General features: G+C 63.8%; 17 protein-coding genes and 4 tRNA genes. 4 read left to right on the top strand and 17 right to left on the bottom strand.

Going from position 1 to position 14,827, the window contains the following annotated elements; genetic code table 11:
- Positions 1–19 precede the first annotated feature (19 nt).
- The 3 genes from ACRSCF_RS13605 (at position 20) to ACRSCF_RS13595 (ending at position 3,380) form a co-directional block, all read left to right on the top strand.
- Entirely contained in the window at positions 20–2,068 is a 2,049-nt protein-coding gene (locus ACRSCF_RS13605; RefSeq protein WP_017405846.1) for a M3 family metallopeptidase, read from the top strand.
- A gap of 208 nt (positions 2,069–2,276) precedes the next feature.
- Complete coding sequence (locus ACRSCF_RS13600; protein ID WP_034365907.1) at positions 2,277–2,966, top strand: glutaredoxin family protein; 690 nt, start codon at positions 2,277–2,279, stop codon at positions 2,964–2,966.
- Positions 2,967–3,005: 39 nt separating this feature from the next.
- Positions 3,006–3,380, top strand: coding sequence for a hypothetical protein (locus ACRSCF_RS13595; protein WP_227469563.1), 375 nt, complete (start codon positions 3,006–3,008; stop codon positions 3,378–3,380).
- A 30-nt stretch (positions 3,381–3,410) separates the two neighbouring features.
- On the opposite strand, the gene rpiA is transcribed toward ACRSCF_RS13595, so the two are convergent.
- A complete protein-coding gene (gene rpiA / locus ACRSCF_RS13590; RefSeq protein WP_016451695.1) occupies positions 3,411–4,103 on the bottom strand; it encodes a ribose-5-phosphate isomerase RpiA in 693 nt (230 codons plus the stop codon).
- 34 nt (positions 4,104–4,137) lie between these two features.
- Here rpiA and ACRSCF_RS13585 point away from each other — a divergent pair, with 34 nt between their 5' ends.
- A complete protein-coding gene (locus ACRSCF_RS13585; protein WP_046239218.1) occupies positions 4,138–5,184 on the top strand; it encodes a quinone-dependent dihydroorotate dehydrogenase in 1,047 nt (348 codons plus the stop codon).
- Positions 5,185–5,268: 84 nt separating this feature from the next.
- On the opposite strand, the gene ACRSCF_RS13580 is transcribed toward ACRSCF_RS13585, so the two are convergent.
- The 16 genes from ACRSCF_RS13580 to iscR all read right to left on the bottom strand — a co-directional run bounded on the left by ACRSCF_RS13580 (position 5,269) and on the right by iscR (position 14,641).
- Positions 5,269–5,640 (bottom strand): hypothetical protein, encoded by a 372-nt coding sequence (locus ACRSCF_RS13580; RefSeq protein ID WP_034365910.1) that lies wholly within the window; start codon positions 5,638–5,640, stop codon positions 5,269–5,271.
- A 2-nt stretch (positions 5,641–5,642) separates the two neighbouring features.
- On the bottom strand, positions 5,643–6,062 hold the full coding sequence (locus tag ACRSCF_RS13575; RefSeq protein ID WP_016447116.1) for a phage holin family protein: 420 nt from the start codon (positions 6,060–6,062) through the stop codon (positions 5,643–5,645).
- A gap of 8 nt (positions 6,063–6,070) precedes the next feature.
- Positions 6,071–6,382, bottom strand: coding sequence for a DUF883 domain-containing protein (locus tag ACRSCF_RS13570; protein WP_016447117.1), 312 nt, complete (start codon positions 6,380–6,382; stop codon positions 6,071–6,073).
- A 201-nt stretch (positions 6,383–6,583) separates the two neighbouring features.
- The gene (locus ACRSCF_RS13565; protein ID WP_034365914.1) at positions 6,584–7,684 is read right to left on the bottom strand and encodes an NAD(P)/FAD-dependent oxidoreductase; all 1,101 of its coding nucleotides are present in this window, start codon (positions 7,682–7,684) and stop codon (positions 6,584–6,586) included.
- A 159-nt stretch (positions 7,685–7,843) separates the two neighbouring features.
- Positions 7,844–7,918 (bottom strand) — tRNA-Val (locus tag ACRSCF_RS13560).
- A 40-nt stretch (positions 7,919–7,958) separates the two neighbouring features.
- A tRNA-Val gene (locus ACRSCF_RS13555) sits at positions 7,959–8,033 on the bottom strand.
- A gap of 40 nt (positions 8,034–8,073) precedes the next feature.
- Positions 8,074–8,148 (bottom strand) — tRNA-Val (locus ACRSCF_RS13550).
- Between the two features lie 37 nt (positions 8,149–8,185).
- A tRNA-Val gene (locus tag ACRSCF_RS13545) sits at positions 8,186–8,260 on the bottom strand.
- 42 nt (positions 8,261–8,302) lie between these two features.
- Complete coding sequence (gene dnaQ / locus ACRSCF_RS13540) at positions 8,303–9,019, bottom strand: DNA polymerase III subunit epsilon (RefSeq protein WP_016447119.1); 717 nt, start codon at positions 9,017–9,019, stop codon at positions 8,303–8,305.
- A gap of 11 nt (positions 9,020–9,030) precedes the next feature.
- Positions 9,031–9,369, bottom strand: coding sequence for an ISC system 2Fe-2S type ferredoxin (gene fdx / locus ACRSCF_RS13535; RefSeq protein WP_013802212.1), 339 nt, complete (start codon positions 9,367–9,369; stop codon positions 9,031–9,033).
- A 25-nt stretch (positions 9,370–9,394) separates the two neighbouring features.
- Positions 9,395–11,263 carry a Fe-S protein assembly chaperone HscA gene (gene hscA / locus ACRSCF_RS13530; RefSeq protein ID WP_016451691.1) on the bottom strand — a complete coding sequence of 623 codons (1,869 nt, stop codon included), beginning with the start codon at positions 11,261–11,263 and terminating at the stop codon, positions 9,395–9,397.
- Positions 11,264–11,347: 84 nt separating this feature from the next.
- On the bottom strand, positions 11,348–11,866 hold the full coding sequence (gene hscB / locus ACRSCF_RS13525) for a Fe-S protein assembly co-chaperone HscB (protein WP_016447121.1): 519 nt from the start codon (positions 11,864–11,866) through the stop codon (positions 11,348–11,350).
- Positions 11,867–11,982: 116 nt separating this feature from the next.
- Positions 11,983–12,306, bottom strand: coding sequence for an iron-sulfur cluster assembly protein IscA (iscA, locus tag ACRSCF_RS13520; RefSeq protein ID WP_016447122.1), 324 nt, complete (start codon positions 12,304–12,306; stop codon positions 11,983–11,985).
- A 1-nt stretch (position 12,307) separates the two neighbouring features.
- Positions 12,308–12,706 carry a Fe-S cluster assembly scaffold IscU gene (gene iscU / locus ACRSCF_RS13515; protein ID WP_016447123.1) on the bottom strand — a complete coding sequence of 133 codons (399 nt, stop codon included), beginning with the start codon at positions 12,704–12,706 and terminating at the stop codon, positions 12,308–12,310.
- Positions 12,707–12,749: 43 nt separating this feature from the next.
- Complete coding sequence (locus ACRSCF_RS13510) at positions 12,750–13,970, bottom strand: IscS subfamily cysteine desulfurase (RefSeq protein WP_017403940.1); 1,221 nt, start codon at positions 13,968–13,970, stop codon at positions 12,750–12,752.
- 134 nt (positions 13,971–14,104) lie between these two features.
- A complete protein-coding gene (gene iscR, locus ACRSCF_RS13505; RefSeq protein ID WP_012205825.1) occupies positions 14,105–14,641 on the bottom strand; it encodes a Fe-S cluster assembly transcriptional regulator IscR in 537 nt (178 codons plus the stop codon).
- Between the last annotated feature and the right edge of the window lie 186 nt (positions 14,642–14,827).

Raw genomic sequence — 14,827 nt, 5'->3', positions numbered from 1 at the left:
CCGACGGCATCTGACACGCATGAGCAATCCCCTCCTCGAATCCTCCGACCTGCCCCTGTTCGATCGCATCCGCCCCGCCGACGTCGGCCCGGCCATCGACCATCTTCTGACCGGGGCCTGCGAGGCCCTGGAGACCGTCACGGCACCTGACTTCCCCGCGCGCTGGGATTCGATCTCCGCCGTGCTCGATGTCGCCACCGAGAAGCTGGGGACCGCCTGGGGCGCCGTCAGCCACCTCAACAGCGTGGCCGATACACCCGAGCTGCGCGCTGCCTACAACGAATCCCTGCCCAAGGTCACCGAGTTCTGGACGCGCCTGGGCGCCGACGAGCGGCTGTACGCCAAGTACAAGGCCATCGACCCTGCCACGCTCAACGTGGAGCAGCGCGCCGCATGGGACCATGCCATGCGCAATTTCGTGCTGTCTGGCGCGGAGCTGCAGGGTGAAGCCAAGCTGCGCTTTGCCAAGATTCAGGAACGCTCGGCCGAACTCACGCAGAAGTTCAGCGAGAACGCGCTGGATGCCACCGATGCCTTTGCCTACTACGCCACGGCCGATGAGTTGGACGGTGTGCCCCAGGACGTGTGCCAGGCCGCCCGTGCCGCCGCCGAAGCCGAAGGCAAGCAAGGCTTCAAGCTCACGCTGAAGATGCCCTGCTACCTGCCCGTGATGCAGTTCGCCACCAGCAGCGCGCTGCGCGAAAAGCTCTACCGCGCCTATGTGACACGCGCCTCCGACCAGGCAGAGGGCGATGCCCGCCGCTTCGACAACACGGCCAACATTTCCGAAATACTTGCCCTGCGCAAGGAAGAGGCGCAACTGCTGGGCTACCGCAACTTCGGCGAGATCTCGCTGGTTCCCAAGATGGCGCATTCGCCGCAGCAGGTGATCGACTTCCTGCGTGACCTCGCGCACCGCGCCCGCCCCTATGCCGAAAAGGATGTCGCCGACCTGCGCAGCTTCGCACGCAAGGAACTGGGCCTGGCCGATCCCCAACCCTGGGACTGGGCCTATATCTCCGAAAAGCTCAAGGAAGCGCGCTATGCCTTCAGCGAGCAAGAGGTCAAGCAATACTTCCCCGCCCCCAAGGTACTGGCCGGCCTGTTCAAGATCGTGGAGACGCTGTTCGACGTGGCCATCCGCCGCGACGTGGCGCCGGTGTGGCATCCCGCTGTCGAGTTCTATCGCATCGAGCGCAGCACGCCACAAGGCCCCCAACTGGTCGGCCAGTTCTACCTGGACCAGCCCGCGCGTTCGGGCAAGCGCGGCGGCGCCTGGATGGACGATGTACGCACCCGCTGGCTGCGCCCCGACAGCCACAAGCTGCAGACGCCGGTCGCGCACCTGGTCTGCAACTTTGCCACCGGCGTTGACGGCAAGCCGGCCCTGCTCACGCACGATGACGTGATCACGCTGTTCCATGAGACAGGCCATGGCCTGCACCACATGCTGACCCAGGTCAACGAGCGCGATGTCTCGGGCATCGCGGGCGTGGAATGGGACGCGGTGGAACTGCCGAGCCAGTTCATGGAAAACTTCTGCTGGGAGTGGGAAGTGCTCAAGCACATGACCGCCCACGTGGACACGGGCGAGCCACTGCCGCGCGCACTGTACGACAAGATGATCGCGGCCAAGAACTTCCAGTCGGGCATGCAGACGCTGCGCCAGATCGAGTTCTCGCTGTTCGACATGCTGCTGCACACCGAGCACGATCCGAAGGCCGACATCATGCCGCTGCTGGCCCAGGTTCGCGCCGAAGTGGCCGTGCTGCCCTCGCCCGCCTACAGCCGCTCGGCCCATACCTTCAGCCACATCTTTGCAGGCGGCTACGCAGCGGGCTACTACAGCTACAAGTGGGCCGAAGTCCTCTCGGCGGATGCCTATGCGGCCTTCGAGGAAACCATGCTGGCCGATGGAACCCCCAACCCCGAGACAGGCCGCCGCTACCGCGAGGCCATTCTTGAAGCCGGCGGATCCCGCCCGGCGATGGAGTCGTTCAAGGCCTTCCGTGGCCGCGAACCCCAGTTGGACGCGCTATTGCGCCACCAGGGCATGGCCGAGGCCTGAGCCTGGCAACCCGGTCTGCAGCGCCCCGATGGGGCGCTTTTTCCTGGCCCGGCAACTCCACCGGATGCGCGCAGCCACATCCTGCGACTCCAGAAGATGGCCCAGGATGAATGGCACGCTATGCTTGCAGGCACTCCTGTGCGGGCATCCATCCGGCGAGTGGTCGCCGCCCCGGCACGAAACCCTTCTTCCGAAACCGAGATCGTCCATGCAGTCTTCTCCCAGCCTTGGCCACGGCGCCCTGCGCCACCTGATGCCATGCCTCGCCCTCGCCTGCCTTGCCGCCGCGCTGCCAGCCGCCGCGCAGCAGGTCTACCGTATCGTCGGGCCGGACGGAAAAGTCACCTTCTCGGACCGCCCCGCCCAAAGCGCACAGCCGCAGGCAGCGCCCGCCGCCCAGGCAGTGGCGGGCGCCCCGGACAGCAACGCAGGCCTGCCCTATGCGCTGCGCCAGATTGCGAGCCGCTTTCCAGTGACGCTGTACTCCTCGTCCGATTGCACGCCCTGCGATAGCGCTCGTCAGTTGCTGCAGTCCCGGGGCATCCCCTATGCCGAGCGCCTGGTGCAGACCGAGGCGGACGCGGCAGCCCTGAACAAGCTCAGCGGGCAGACCGGACTGCCGTTTGCCACCATCGGCAAGCAGTTTCTGACCGGCTTCTCCTCCAGCGAATGGACGCAGTACCTGGATGCCGCAGGCTACCCCGCAAGCTCCCAGCTGCCAGCCCAGTACAAGCGGCCACCCGCGCAGCCCCTGACCACACCCAAGCCTGCCGCACCGGCCGCATCAGCGCCCGCCGCAGCACCCACCGCCGAGGAGCAGGCAAACAGGCGCGCCCCCATACCCGCCCCCGCGCCAGGTGCACGCACCAGCGACAACCCCGCAGGCCTGAGCTTCTAGGCAGACACTGCCGCCGTCAGGAGCCCGGCCGTGGATTCCATGCTGTCCGACGTGGCCTGGACCTTGGCCAGGCTGGGCATTCTTGTGGGCCTGCCTGCGCTCATCGGGTGGGTACTGGTGGCAAGGCCTTCGTGGCGAGAGCCGTTGCGGCTAACGTGCCTGGTGCTGGTGCCCTGCCTGATCACGCTGTGGTTCATGCATGACGGAGGCCTGGGCAACGGTCTCAACCGCCTGGCCTACTACATGACGACGGCTGGCTTCTTTGCCATCTACGCCGGGCTGGCGGCCGTCACCTGGCTCATTCAGCGCATCAAAAAGCAGCGCACGCAAGCCTCATTGCGCGCGCTGTGTATCGGTGGCATGGCCCTGCTCGTCTGGACCGCAGGCGCTGCGGTGTTCGAGAGCATCGGCTAGCAGCCGAGAGGCCAGGACCGGGTTCCTGCCTCAATAGTCGAGCGTCTGCACGCCTTCAGGCGTGCCCAGCAGGCAGACCGATGCCTTCTGGTGCGCAAAAACGCCCACGGTGACCACGCCGGGCCACTGGTTGACCTCGGACTCAAAGGCCAGCGGCGCAGCAATCTTCAGGCCGCGCACATCAAGAATGTGCTGGCCGTTGTCCGTCACCAAAGGAGCGCCGTCCTTCATGCGGATCTCGGCCCGGCCACCCCTGGCCTCGAAACGCCGGGCAATCTGGGCAGCAGCCATGGGAATCACCTCCACCGGCAGCGGAAAGTCTCCCAGCACCTCGACGCGCTTGGAGGCATCGGCGATGCAGACAAAGCGCTCGGCCAGCGCCGCAACGATTTTCTCGCGCGTCAGTGCCGCGCCCCCGCCCTTGACCATGTAGCCCCGACCGTCGATCTCGTCGGCGCCATCGATGTATACCGACAGGCGGTCCACCTCGTTGGCATCCAGCACCTTGATGCCCAGCGCCTTCAGGCGCTCGGTGCTGGCCACGGAGCTGGACACGGCCCCAGGGATCTGGTCCTTGATGGTGGCCAGCGCATCGATGAACTTGTTGACCGTCGAGCCCGTGCCGACGCCGACGATTTCGCCAGGCACTACGTAGGCCAGAGCGGCTTGCCCGACCAGGGCTTTGAGTTCATCTTGGGAAAAAGAGGCAGCAGATGTCGTCATGAGGGAAAATCCAGGTAATCCTTCGATTATCCCCATGTCTTTGATCCCCTACGCCCTGACCCGTCCCTTTCTCTTCGGCATGGACCCCGAATCCGCCCACGATCTCACGATGAACCTGATGGCAAAGGGGCAGAACACGCTCCTGCAGCAGGCCTGGGCCCAACCCATGGTGAGTGATCCCGTCGAGCTTGCCGGGCTCAGGTTCCCCAATCGCGTCGGCATGGCTGCAGGCCTGGACAAGAACGCACGCTGTATCGATGCACTGGCCGCCATGGGCTTCGGCTTCGTCGAGGTGGGCACCGTGACTCCGCGCGCGCAGCCCGGCAACCCCAAGCCGCGCATGTTCCGCATCCCCGAACGCAATGCGCTGATCAACCGACTGGGCTTCAACAACGAAGGCCTCGATGCCTTCCTGAGCAACGTCAAGCGCTCACAGGCCCGCGCCATGGGCAAGCCCATGCTGCTGGGGCTGAACATCGGCAAGAACGCCAGCACGCCCATCGAAGAAGCCACCAGCGACTACCTCAAGGCGCTCGATGGCGTCTACCCGCATGCCGACTACGTGACGGTGAACATCAGCTCGCCCAACACCAAGAATCTGCGTGCCCTGCAAAGCGACGAAGCGCTGGATGCCTTGCTGGGAGCGATTGCCGAGCGGCGCGAGCAACTGGCCACGCAGCACGGCAAGCGGGCGCCGGTGTTCGTGAAGATCGCACCCGACCTGGATGAGGAGCAGGTCGGCGTCATCGCCACCACGCTGCAGCGCCACGGCATGGACGGCGTGATCGCCACCAACACCACGATCAGCCGGGATGCCGTCAAGGGCCTGCCCCACGCCGAAGAAACGGGCGGCCTTTCCGGCGCGCCGGTGCTGGAGGCCAGCAACCAGGTCATCCGCCAACTGCGCTCTGCGCTGGGAAGCCGCTACCCCATCATCGGCGTGGGAGGCATTCTCAGCGGCGAAGATGCGGTCAGCAAGATCCGGGCGGGCGCCGATGTGGTCCAGATCTACAGCGGCCTGATCTATCGGGGCCCCTGCTTGGTACCAGAGGCCGCACGGGCCATCGCGCAACTGCGTTGACTGCCGCGTAATCCGCGTGCTGACCAAAGAAAACGCCCGGCATGCCGGGCGTTTTTTGTGCAAGAAGCCTTGCAAGGCCTTATCTCAGCCCCTGCGCTGCTGAAGGCGTGCCAGCAAAGGCATGAGTGTGGTGCCGATGCGGATCAGTTTGCGCGGCCCAATGACCAAGGCAGCGGCAGCCGCCACGCCCACGGCCACGGGGTGCAGACGCGCAAACGTTGCGACGCGCTCGATCAGCGGTGCATCCGGGCGCACGTGTGTGGCGGCACGGCTCAGCGCCCGGGCCTGGGCCACGGCCGCCGAGCGCGCCCTGAGGCGCTCGCGCTGCTGGGCAATGCGCTGCATCACCTGCTGCTGCTCCACGGTGGAAGTGGGCCACAGCGCCGCATTGGGGCCCGTGGGCCTAGGCCGCGCAACCTCGTCGCGGGATTGGGAAGCGTTGGAAGCATTGACCATGATTACAGCCTCTTCTTCAGCGCCTGCCAGTCCTGGCTCAGCTCGTTGCGGGTGAGGATGAAAGGGCGTGCCAGACGTCGTACGGCCGCAAGCAACTGCCACAAGGCAATTGCAAGGATAGCCAGCCAGCCGCCAAACAGCAGCCAGGCCACCATCACGCGGTGCTCGGTGTCCCAGAACTGCACCAGCACCGCCACGGACAGCATGAGCATGACCACGACGCTGAGTCCGGCCAGCGCAATCAGCAGCACGACCACGGTCTGCATGCTGCGCTTGTGCTGGACCCATTCAAGCCGAGCCAGGTCGGTACGGTCCTCGGCGGCAATGGCCAGCTCGATCACGGCAGCACGCCAGCGCGCCACCCAGGCATCCAAACCCAGAAGGGAAATCCAGTTCACAGGCATCCTTTTCTGGTCAGGCATGCCGTTGATCAGCGACGGCCCAGCATGAAGCCCAGCAAGGCGCCCACAGCCAGGGCTGCGCCAGCCACACGCCACGGCTCGTCGTGGGCATAGCGATCCGCCGCATAGGCGGCATCCTTGGCTTGGCGGGCCGCTTCCTGCGCGGCGCGCACAGCCGAGTCACGCACATTGGACATGCCGTCATCGATGCGCTGGCGCAGCATGTGGATTTCCGGCACGGCATCCAGCTCCTTGGCAGACAGCAGGCCACGCAGGTCGCTGACCAGTTTTTCAAGATCGGCTTGCGCGGTGGAGACGGTTTCAGTGATCGACTTCGTCATGATGAGCCTTTCTATTGAGGTGAAAACAAATACAGCGGGGAGCAGGCAATCATGTCGCCCGATACCTGTCACGCAACATGGGCAGGCCCTTGTTACATGCAAGCATCTTATCCAATTGTTCCCTGGCTTCCGGGAAGCGAGGGGGCCTGAGCCTTGTCAGACAAGGCCTGCCGTGGCCGTGTGTCGTGGACCGGCAGACCATCAGGCCAGCAGCTTCGCCACATGTGCGCCGATGGCCAGGCAGCTGGTCAGACCCGGCGATTCGATGCCCAGCAACTGCACCACGCCCGCAACGCCATGGACCTGCGGTCCCTGGATCGTGAAGTCTGCCGCCGCCTCGCCAGGACCGCTGATCTTGGGACGGATGCCAGCGTAGCCGGGCACCAGCGCGCCATCGGCCAGGGCCGGCCAGTACCGGCGGATCTCTGCATAGAAGGCGTCGGCGCGCGCTGGATCGACCTGCAGATCGCTTGCGCTTTCCACCCACTGCACATCGGGGCCGAACTTGGCCTGTCCACCCATGTCCAGCGTGAGATGAACGCCCAGACCTGCAGCCTCGGGCACGGGATAGATGAGGCGCGAGAACGGCGCGCGCCCGGACAGTGTGAAATAGTTGCCCTTGGCATAGAAGGCGCGTGGAACCAACTGCTGCGGAAAGCCTTGCAGGCGCGCCGCCAGCAACGGGGCATTCAGGCCTGCCGCGTTGACCAGGCTACGCGCCTGCAGCTGCGTGCCGTCGGCGGTGCGCAGCCACACGCCGCCAGACGTTGCGGCGGCCTCCTGCACCTCGGCATGGCAGACCACCATGCCGCCTGCGTTTTCGAGATCGCCCTGCAGAGCCAGCATCAGGCCGTGGCTGTCGATGATGCCGGTGCTGGGCGAATGCAGTGCCGCCACACACTGCAGCGCAGGCTCCAAGGCCCGTGCCTCGGGGCCATCCAGCCAGCGCAGATCATTGACGCCATTGGCCTCGGCCTTGCGCGCAATGGCCTGGAGCTGGCCGCGCTGCGCCTCATCCGTTGCCACGATGAGCTTGCCGCAGCGCTGGTGGGCAACGCCGCGTTCCTCGCAATAGGCATAGAGACGCTTGCGGCCTTCGACGCAAAACCGGGCCTTCAGCGAACCCTGGGGATAGTAGATGCCGGCATGGATGACCTCGCTGTTGCGCGAACTGGTGCCCGTACCAATGGCTTCAGCTGCCTCCAGCACCATGACTTCCCTGCCCTGCAACGCCAGGGCCCTGGCCACGGCCAGCCCCACGACGCCCGCCCCCACCACCACGCAATCGACCTGCTCGCTCATCCTGCCTGCCCTTTCGTCGTTCAGCCACTGATTATCAGACCGCGCCAGATACGAATACGCCGCAGATCACCGGGCTGCACTGGAATATCCAGGACCTGGAACAAATGGGAGCAACCAAAACGGAAAAGCCCTCCTGAACAAGTTTCAGGAGGGCTTGAATGGTGGGTGATACATGGATCGAACATGTGACCCCTGCCGTGTGAAGGCAGTGCTCTACCGCTGAGCTAATCACCCGTGAAGCACGGCTGCGAGGCCGTACTTCCTTGGAAAAAATTGGTGGGTGATACATGGATCGAACATGTGACCCCTGCCGTGTGAAGGCAGTGCTCTACCGCTGAGCTAATCACCCGTGAAGCATGGCTGCGAGGCCATGCTTCCTTGGAAAAAATTGGTGGGTGATACATGGATCGAACATGTGACCCCTGCCGTGTGAAGGCAGTGCTCTACCGCTGAGCTAATCACCCATGAAGCCGGCTGTGAGGCCCGCTTCCCTGGAAAAACTGGTGGGTGATACATGGATCGAACATGTGACCCCTGCCGTGTGAAGGCAGTGCTCTACCGCTGAGCTAATCACCCATATGTCGTTACTGCGACAAGACTTAGATTATGTCATAACTTCTAGGACTGATTTTCGAAGCTGCGCCAAATTGTCTTGCCGCCGCTCGATTTATCCATCTGCACCATCACGTCCTCGTGCGCGGCCAGCTCCTGATCATTGGCGCTCACCACGCGCAGCCTGAAGCTGCGCAGATCGACCTGCGCGACCACCAGGCCGCCCTCGGACTGGGCCGGCTCCTCCACCATCAGCAGGGCCTCCTGGCCTCGCGTGAGGTTGATGTAGACATCGGCCAGCAGTTCCGCATCCAGCAAGGCGCCGTGCAGCGTGCGCCCGGAGTTGTCCACTTCCAGGCGGTCGCACAGCGAGTCCAGCGAGTTGCGCTTGCCTGGGAACATTTCCTTGGCCATGACCAGGGTGTCGATGACACCGCTCACGCACTGCCTGATCGGCGGGCGGTTGGCAAGCTCCAGCTCCTTGTTCAGGAATCCCAGATCGAAAGGCGCGTTGTGAATGATGAGTTCAGCGCCTTGCAGATACTCCCAGATCTCATCGACCTTTTGCTCGAAGCGAGGCTTGTCCTTGAGGAACTCGGTGGTGATGCCGTGCACGCGCAGCGCGTCCGGATGGCTGTCGCGCCCCGCATTGAAGTACAGATGCAGGTTGTTGCCGGTCAGCTTGCGGTTGACCATCTCCACGCACCCCAGCTCGATGAGCCGGTCGCCGTTGTCGGCGGACAGGCCCGTGGTTTCCGTGTCGAGAATGATTTGACGCGACATGTGCTGGGTCCTCAGTGGTTTTCCTTGGCGTGGTTGAGCGAGTACTTGGGAATCTCGATGGTCACGTCCTCGCGCGCCAGGATGGCCTGGCAGGACAGGCGGGACTGCGGCTGCAGGCCCCATGCGCGGTCCAGCAGATCTTCTTCCTCTTCCTCGGCCTCGTTCAACGAGTTGTAGCCTGCCTTGACCACCACGTGGCAGGTGGTGCATGCACAGCTCATGTCGCAGGCGTGCTCGATCTTGATGTTGTTGTCCAGCAGTGCCTCGCAGATGGAGGTGCCGGCAGGCGCCTCGATTTCGGCACCCTGAGGACAGTATTCGGCGTGGGGAAGTATTTTGATAACGGGCATGGCGGATCTGCGTTCGGATCAGAAATCAGGAAAGGGATTGCACGCTCTTGCCGGCCAGGGCCTGCTGGATGCTGCGGTTCATGCGCTCGGCGGCAAAGGACTCCGTGCCCTTGGCCAGCGCCTGTGTTGCGGCCTCGATGACGGCGGCATCCTCGGAGCCCACGCTGGCGCGCAGGGCGTCGACCAGAGCGTCGATGGCTGCGCGCTGGTCTGCAGCCAGCACATCGCCATCGGCCTGCAGCGCGCTCTCCGTGGCCATGAGCATGCGGTCGGCATCGACACGCGCCTCCACCAGCGCGCGCGCCTGAATGTCCTGCTGGGCCGTGGCAAAGCCGTCCTGCAGCATGCGGGCAACCTCGTCGTCCGAGAGGCCGTACGAGGGCTTGACATGGATATGCGCCTCGACGCCGCTGATCTGCTCCTTGGCACCCACCGACAGCAGGCCGTCGGCATCCACGGTGAAGGTCACGCGGATGCGCGCCGCGCCGGCTGCCATGGGCGGGATGCCGCGCAGTTCGAAACGCGCCAGGCTGCGGCAGTCCGCCACAAGATCGCGCTCACCCTGCACCACATGAATGGCCAGGGCCGTCTGCCCATCCTTGTAGGTGGTGAAGTCCTGGGCGCGGGCCGTGGGAATGGTCTCGTTGCGCGTGATGATGCGCTCCACCAGACCGCCCATGGTCTCCACACCCAGCGACAGGGGAATCACATCCAGCAGCAGCATGTCGCCGCTGGAACTGTTGCCCGCGAGTTGATTGGCCTGAATGGCAGCGCCCAACGCCACGACTTCATCGGGATTGAGGTTGACGAGAGGATCGCGGCCAAAGAACTGGGCCACTGCCTCACGCACCTGGGGCATGCGGGTGGAACCACCGACCAGGACCACGCCCTGCACCTCGTCGCGCGTCAGGCCAGCGTCCTTGAGTGCGCGGCGCACCGCCGCCAGCGAGCGAGCCGTCAGATGGGCCGTGCTCGCATCGAAGTCGCCACGCTTGACATCGAAATGCACAGTGCCGGTGGACAGCTCTGCCGTGAACGTGGCGGCCTGAGCATCCGTCAATGCCTGCTTGCAAAGGCGTGCCGCCATGCGCCAGCGGGCCTTGTCCTCGGCGGTCTGCGGAACCACGCCGGTCTGCTGGGCCACCCACTCAGCCAGTGCCGCATCGTAGTCATCGCCACCCAAGGCCGAGTCCCCCCCCGTGGAGACGACCTCGAACACACCCTGGGACAGGCGCAGGACCGAAATATCGAAAGTGCCGCCACCCAGATCGTAGACGGCGTAAACACCTTCGGAGCCGTTGTCCAGGCCATAGGCAATGGCGGCAGCCGTGGGCTCGTTGATCAGGCGCAGCAGGTTGATGCCGGCGAGCTTGGCCGCATCCTTGGTGGCCTGGCGCTGCGCGTCGTCAAAGTAGGCTGGCACGGTGATGACCGCGCCATGGATGTCGTCGTTGAAAGTGTCCTCGGCGCGAAAGCGCAGCGTGGCCAGGATCTCGGCGCTGACTTCCACGGGGGTCTTCGTGCCATCGATGGTCTCGATCCCGATCACGCCACGACCGGCTTCTTGCTCAGCAAAGCGGTAAGGCAGCTTCTCCGGCGCGTCGATGTCCGCCAGCGTACGGCCCATGAAGCGCTTGGCCGAGGCGATGGTGTTGCCCGCATCGGTGGACAGCGCCGCCTGCGCGGCGTAGCCGATCTCGCGGCGTCCCTGGGGCAGATAGCGCACGACGGAAGGCAGCAGTACCTGGCCCTGATCATCCGGCAGGCATTCGGCCACGCCATTGCGGACTGCGGCGACCAGCGAATGGGTGGTGCCCAGGTCGATACCCACGGCAATGCGTCGCTGGTGGGGATCGGGGGACTGACCGGGTTCGGAAATCTGCAAAAGCGCCATGGAAATACTCGGGGAAATTGCAGGTCCGGGCCGGCCGGCCTGCCTTGTGAATGAGGGACTCTCGTGGGAGGTTCGGGTCGCGGACTATTGTCCCAGTTGATCGCGGCGACGCTCTATGTCCTGCGCAAATCGCGCAACAAACATGAGGGCTCTGACCTGCTGCACGGCCGCCTGGGCATCGTGCAGTTCATCGAGCTGGCGGCCGCATTCGGCCAGCATGCTCTTTCTGGCCTGCGACACTTCGCCGTCCAGCGCGTCCAAGGCGGCCTCGTCCTGCGCATCGTCCAGCGCCTCGCGCCATTCCATCTGCTGCATCAAAAAGGCGGTGGGCATGGAGGTGTTGTCCTCGGCACGCACGGGTGCACCCAGCAATTCGCAAAGATAGGCTGCTCGCCTGAGCGGCTCTTTCAGCCGTTGATAGGCCTCGTTGATGCGTACCGACCATTGCATGGCCACACGCTGCGCAGCTGCGCCCTGGGAGGCAAAGCGGTCAGGATGGGCCTCGCGCTGCAACTCCTTCCAGCGCGCGTCAATGGTGCTGCGCTCCTGCGCAAATTGGCGCGGCAGCGCAAACAGCTCGAAATCGTCCGATTGCAGGTTCATGTCGATAAAAAGCCGCCAGCACCGAAGCGATGGCGGCCTCTTGAGGGAGTAGAAAAGTCAGGGCCTGCCGGGCATGCCGCCAGGCCACCAGAGCCTGACCCCCCGGCAAATGCCGGTCAGATGCGAAAGCTCTCGCCGCAGCCGCAGCGATCGCGCTCGTTGGGGTTGTGGAACTTGAAGCCTTCGTTCAAGCCCTCACGCACGAAGTCCAGTTCCGTGCCATCGATATAGGCCAGGCTCTTGGGGTCGACCAGCACCTTGATGCCGTGGTCCTCGAAGATCACATCCTCGGGCAACTGTTCGTCCACATACTCCAGCTTGTAGGCCAGGCCAGAGCAGCCCGTGGTCTTGACCCCAAGGCGCACGCCGATGCCCTTGCCGCGGCGCGACAGGTAGCGGCTCACATGGCGGGCCGCGGACTCGGTCAGCGAGATCGCCATATCAGGCGGCCACCACCGCAGTGCGCTTGGCACGGTAGTCGTCCACTGCGGCCTTGATGGCGTCTTCGGCCAGGATGGAGCAGTGCACCTTGACGGGAGGCAGGGCCAGTTCTTCGGCGATCTGGCTGTTCTTCAGCGCAGCCGCTTCATCCAGCGTCTTTCCCTTGACCCACTCGGTCACCAGCGAAGACGAGGCGATTGCCGAGCCACAGCCATAGGTCTTGAAACGGGCATCTTCAATGACGCCGGTTTCAGGGTTGACCTTGATCTGCAGCTTCATCACGTCGCCACAGGCAGGCGCGCCGACCATGCCGGTGCCCACCGATTCGTCGCTCTTGTCGAACGAACCCACGTTGCGGGGGTTTTCGTAGTGGTCTACCACTTTGTCGGAATAAGCCATGATGTCTACCTCTTCAATACTTGATTCGCGTGCCGGTCGACGCTCAGTGCGCCGCCCACTGGATGGTGCTGAGGTCGATGCCGTCCTTGTACATCTCCCACAGCGGGCTGAGTTCGCGCAGCTTGACCACATTGGTGCGGATAGTGCTGATCGCGTAGTCGATTTCTTCCTCGGTCGTGAAACGGCCGATGGTCATGCGCAGGCTGCTGTGCGCCAGCTCGTCACTGCGACCGAGGGCACGCAGCACATAGCTGGGCTCCAGGCTGGCCGAAGTGCAAGCGGAGCCCGACGACACTGCCAGCCCCTTGATGCCCATGATGAGCGACTCGCCTTCGACGAAGTTGAAGCTCATGTTCAGGTTCTGAGGCACACGGTGCTCCATGCTGCCGTTGATGAAGACCTGTTCCAGATCCTTCAAACCGTTGAGCAGGCGCTGTTGCAGCGCATAGGCCTTGGCATTGCTCTCGACCATCTCTTCCTTGGCGATGCGGAAAGCCTCGCCCATGCCGACGATCTGGTGCGTGGGCAGCGTACCCGAACGCATGCCACGCTCATGACCACCGCCGTGGATCTGCGCCTCCAGGCGCACACGCGGCTTGCGGCGCACGTACAGGGCACCCACGCCCTTGGGACCGTAGGTCTTGTGCGCGGTCATGCTCATCAGGTCGATCGGCAACTTGGACATGTCGATCTCCACGCGGCCCGTAGCCTGCGCAGCATCCACATGGAACAGGATGCCCTTCTCGCGGCACAGCGCGCCGATGGTGGGAATGTCTTGGATGACGCCGATTTCGTTGTTTACGAAGAGCACGCTGACCAAAATGGTGTCGGGGCGCAGCGCGGCCTTGAAGGCCTCAATGTCGAGCAGACCATCAGGCTGCACGTCCATGTAGGTCACCTCAAAGCCCTGGCGCTCGAGTTCACGCATGGTGTCGAGCACGGCCTTGTGCTCGGTCTTGAGCGTGATCAGATGCTTGCCCTTGCCTTGATAGAAGTGCGCCGCACCCTTGATGGCAAGATTGATGGACTCGGTCGCGCCACTGGTCCACACAATTTCACGGGGATCCGCGCCAATCAGATCCGCCACCTGGCCGCGGGCCTTCTCGATGGCCTCTTCGGCCTCCCAACCCCAGGCATGGCTGCGCGATGCAGCGTTGCCGAAGTGCTCACGCAACCATGGGATCATGGCGTCCACCACGCGAGGGTCCACGGGAGTGGTCGCGCCATAGTCGAGATAGATGGGGAAATGCGGGGTCATGTCCATGACTGGCTCTTATCAAAGTTCCGGCTGGCAAAAATCGGGAAGGCGATGAACTCCGGTGAATCCATCCGGGCGGGCAGCACCGCGCCACACAGCCATGCGCAGCGGCGCCCTGCCCTCAGGGTGTCAAAAGTCGATCAGGACTTGGCGAAGGCGTTGCCCAGCGCGAATACCGAGTTCGGTGCATTCACGCGGATGGGCTTGACCACGGGGGCCGTGGAAATCGCACGACGCACTACGGGCTTGTCCTCGATCTGGATGCCCTTGGCCAATTGTTCGTCGACGAGCTTTTGCAGCGTCACGGAATCGAGGAACTCGACCATGCGCTGATTCAATGCCGCCCACAGTTCATGCGTCATGCAGCGGCCTGCTTCGCCCAGACAATTTTCCTTGCCGCCGCATTGGGTGGCGTCAATGGGCTCGTCCACGGAGACGATGATGTCGGCCACGGTGATGTCGCCAGCCTTGCGGGCCAGCGTGTAGCCGCCGCCGGGTCCACGGGTGGACTCGACGAGTTCATGGCGGCGCAGCTTGCCGAACAGCTGTTCGAGATACGACAGGGAAATCTGCTGTCGCTGGCTGATGGCAGCCAGCGTAACAGGGCCATTGTTCTGGCGCAGGGCCAGATCGATCATGGCAGTGACCGCAAAACGGCCTTTGGTGGTGAGACGCATTACGAGCTCCTTCAGTCAGGCTTGTACGTTACAGAAACACCCGCTCCAGCGATTTGACTGGAGTTGGGCACAGTCTCCGCCCTTACTCCGTCCTGTTCAAAAGGTTCAGAGCCCTTCTTTTCATCGAAGTTTTTGTTGTTGTTGAGTGTTGACCCTGAGTGTACCACATTCCCCATCAATTTTGTC

Origin of the sequence: Delftia sp. 11MD (assembly GCF_050907895.1) — a bacterium.
In the GTDB taxonomy this organism is placed as follows: Bacteria; Pseudomonadota; Gammaproteobacteria; order Burkholderiales; family Burkholderiaceae_C; genus Comamonas; species Comamonas tsuruhatensis.
This window is presented reverse-complemented; position numbering and strand designations above follow the sequence as displayed.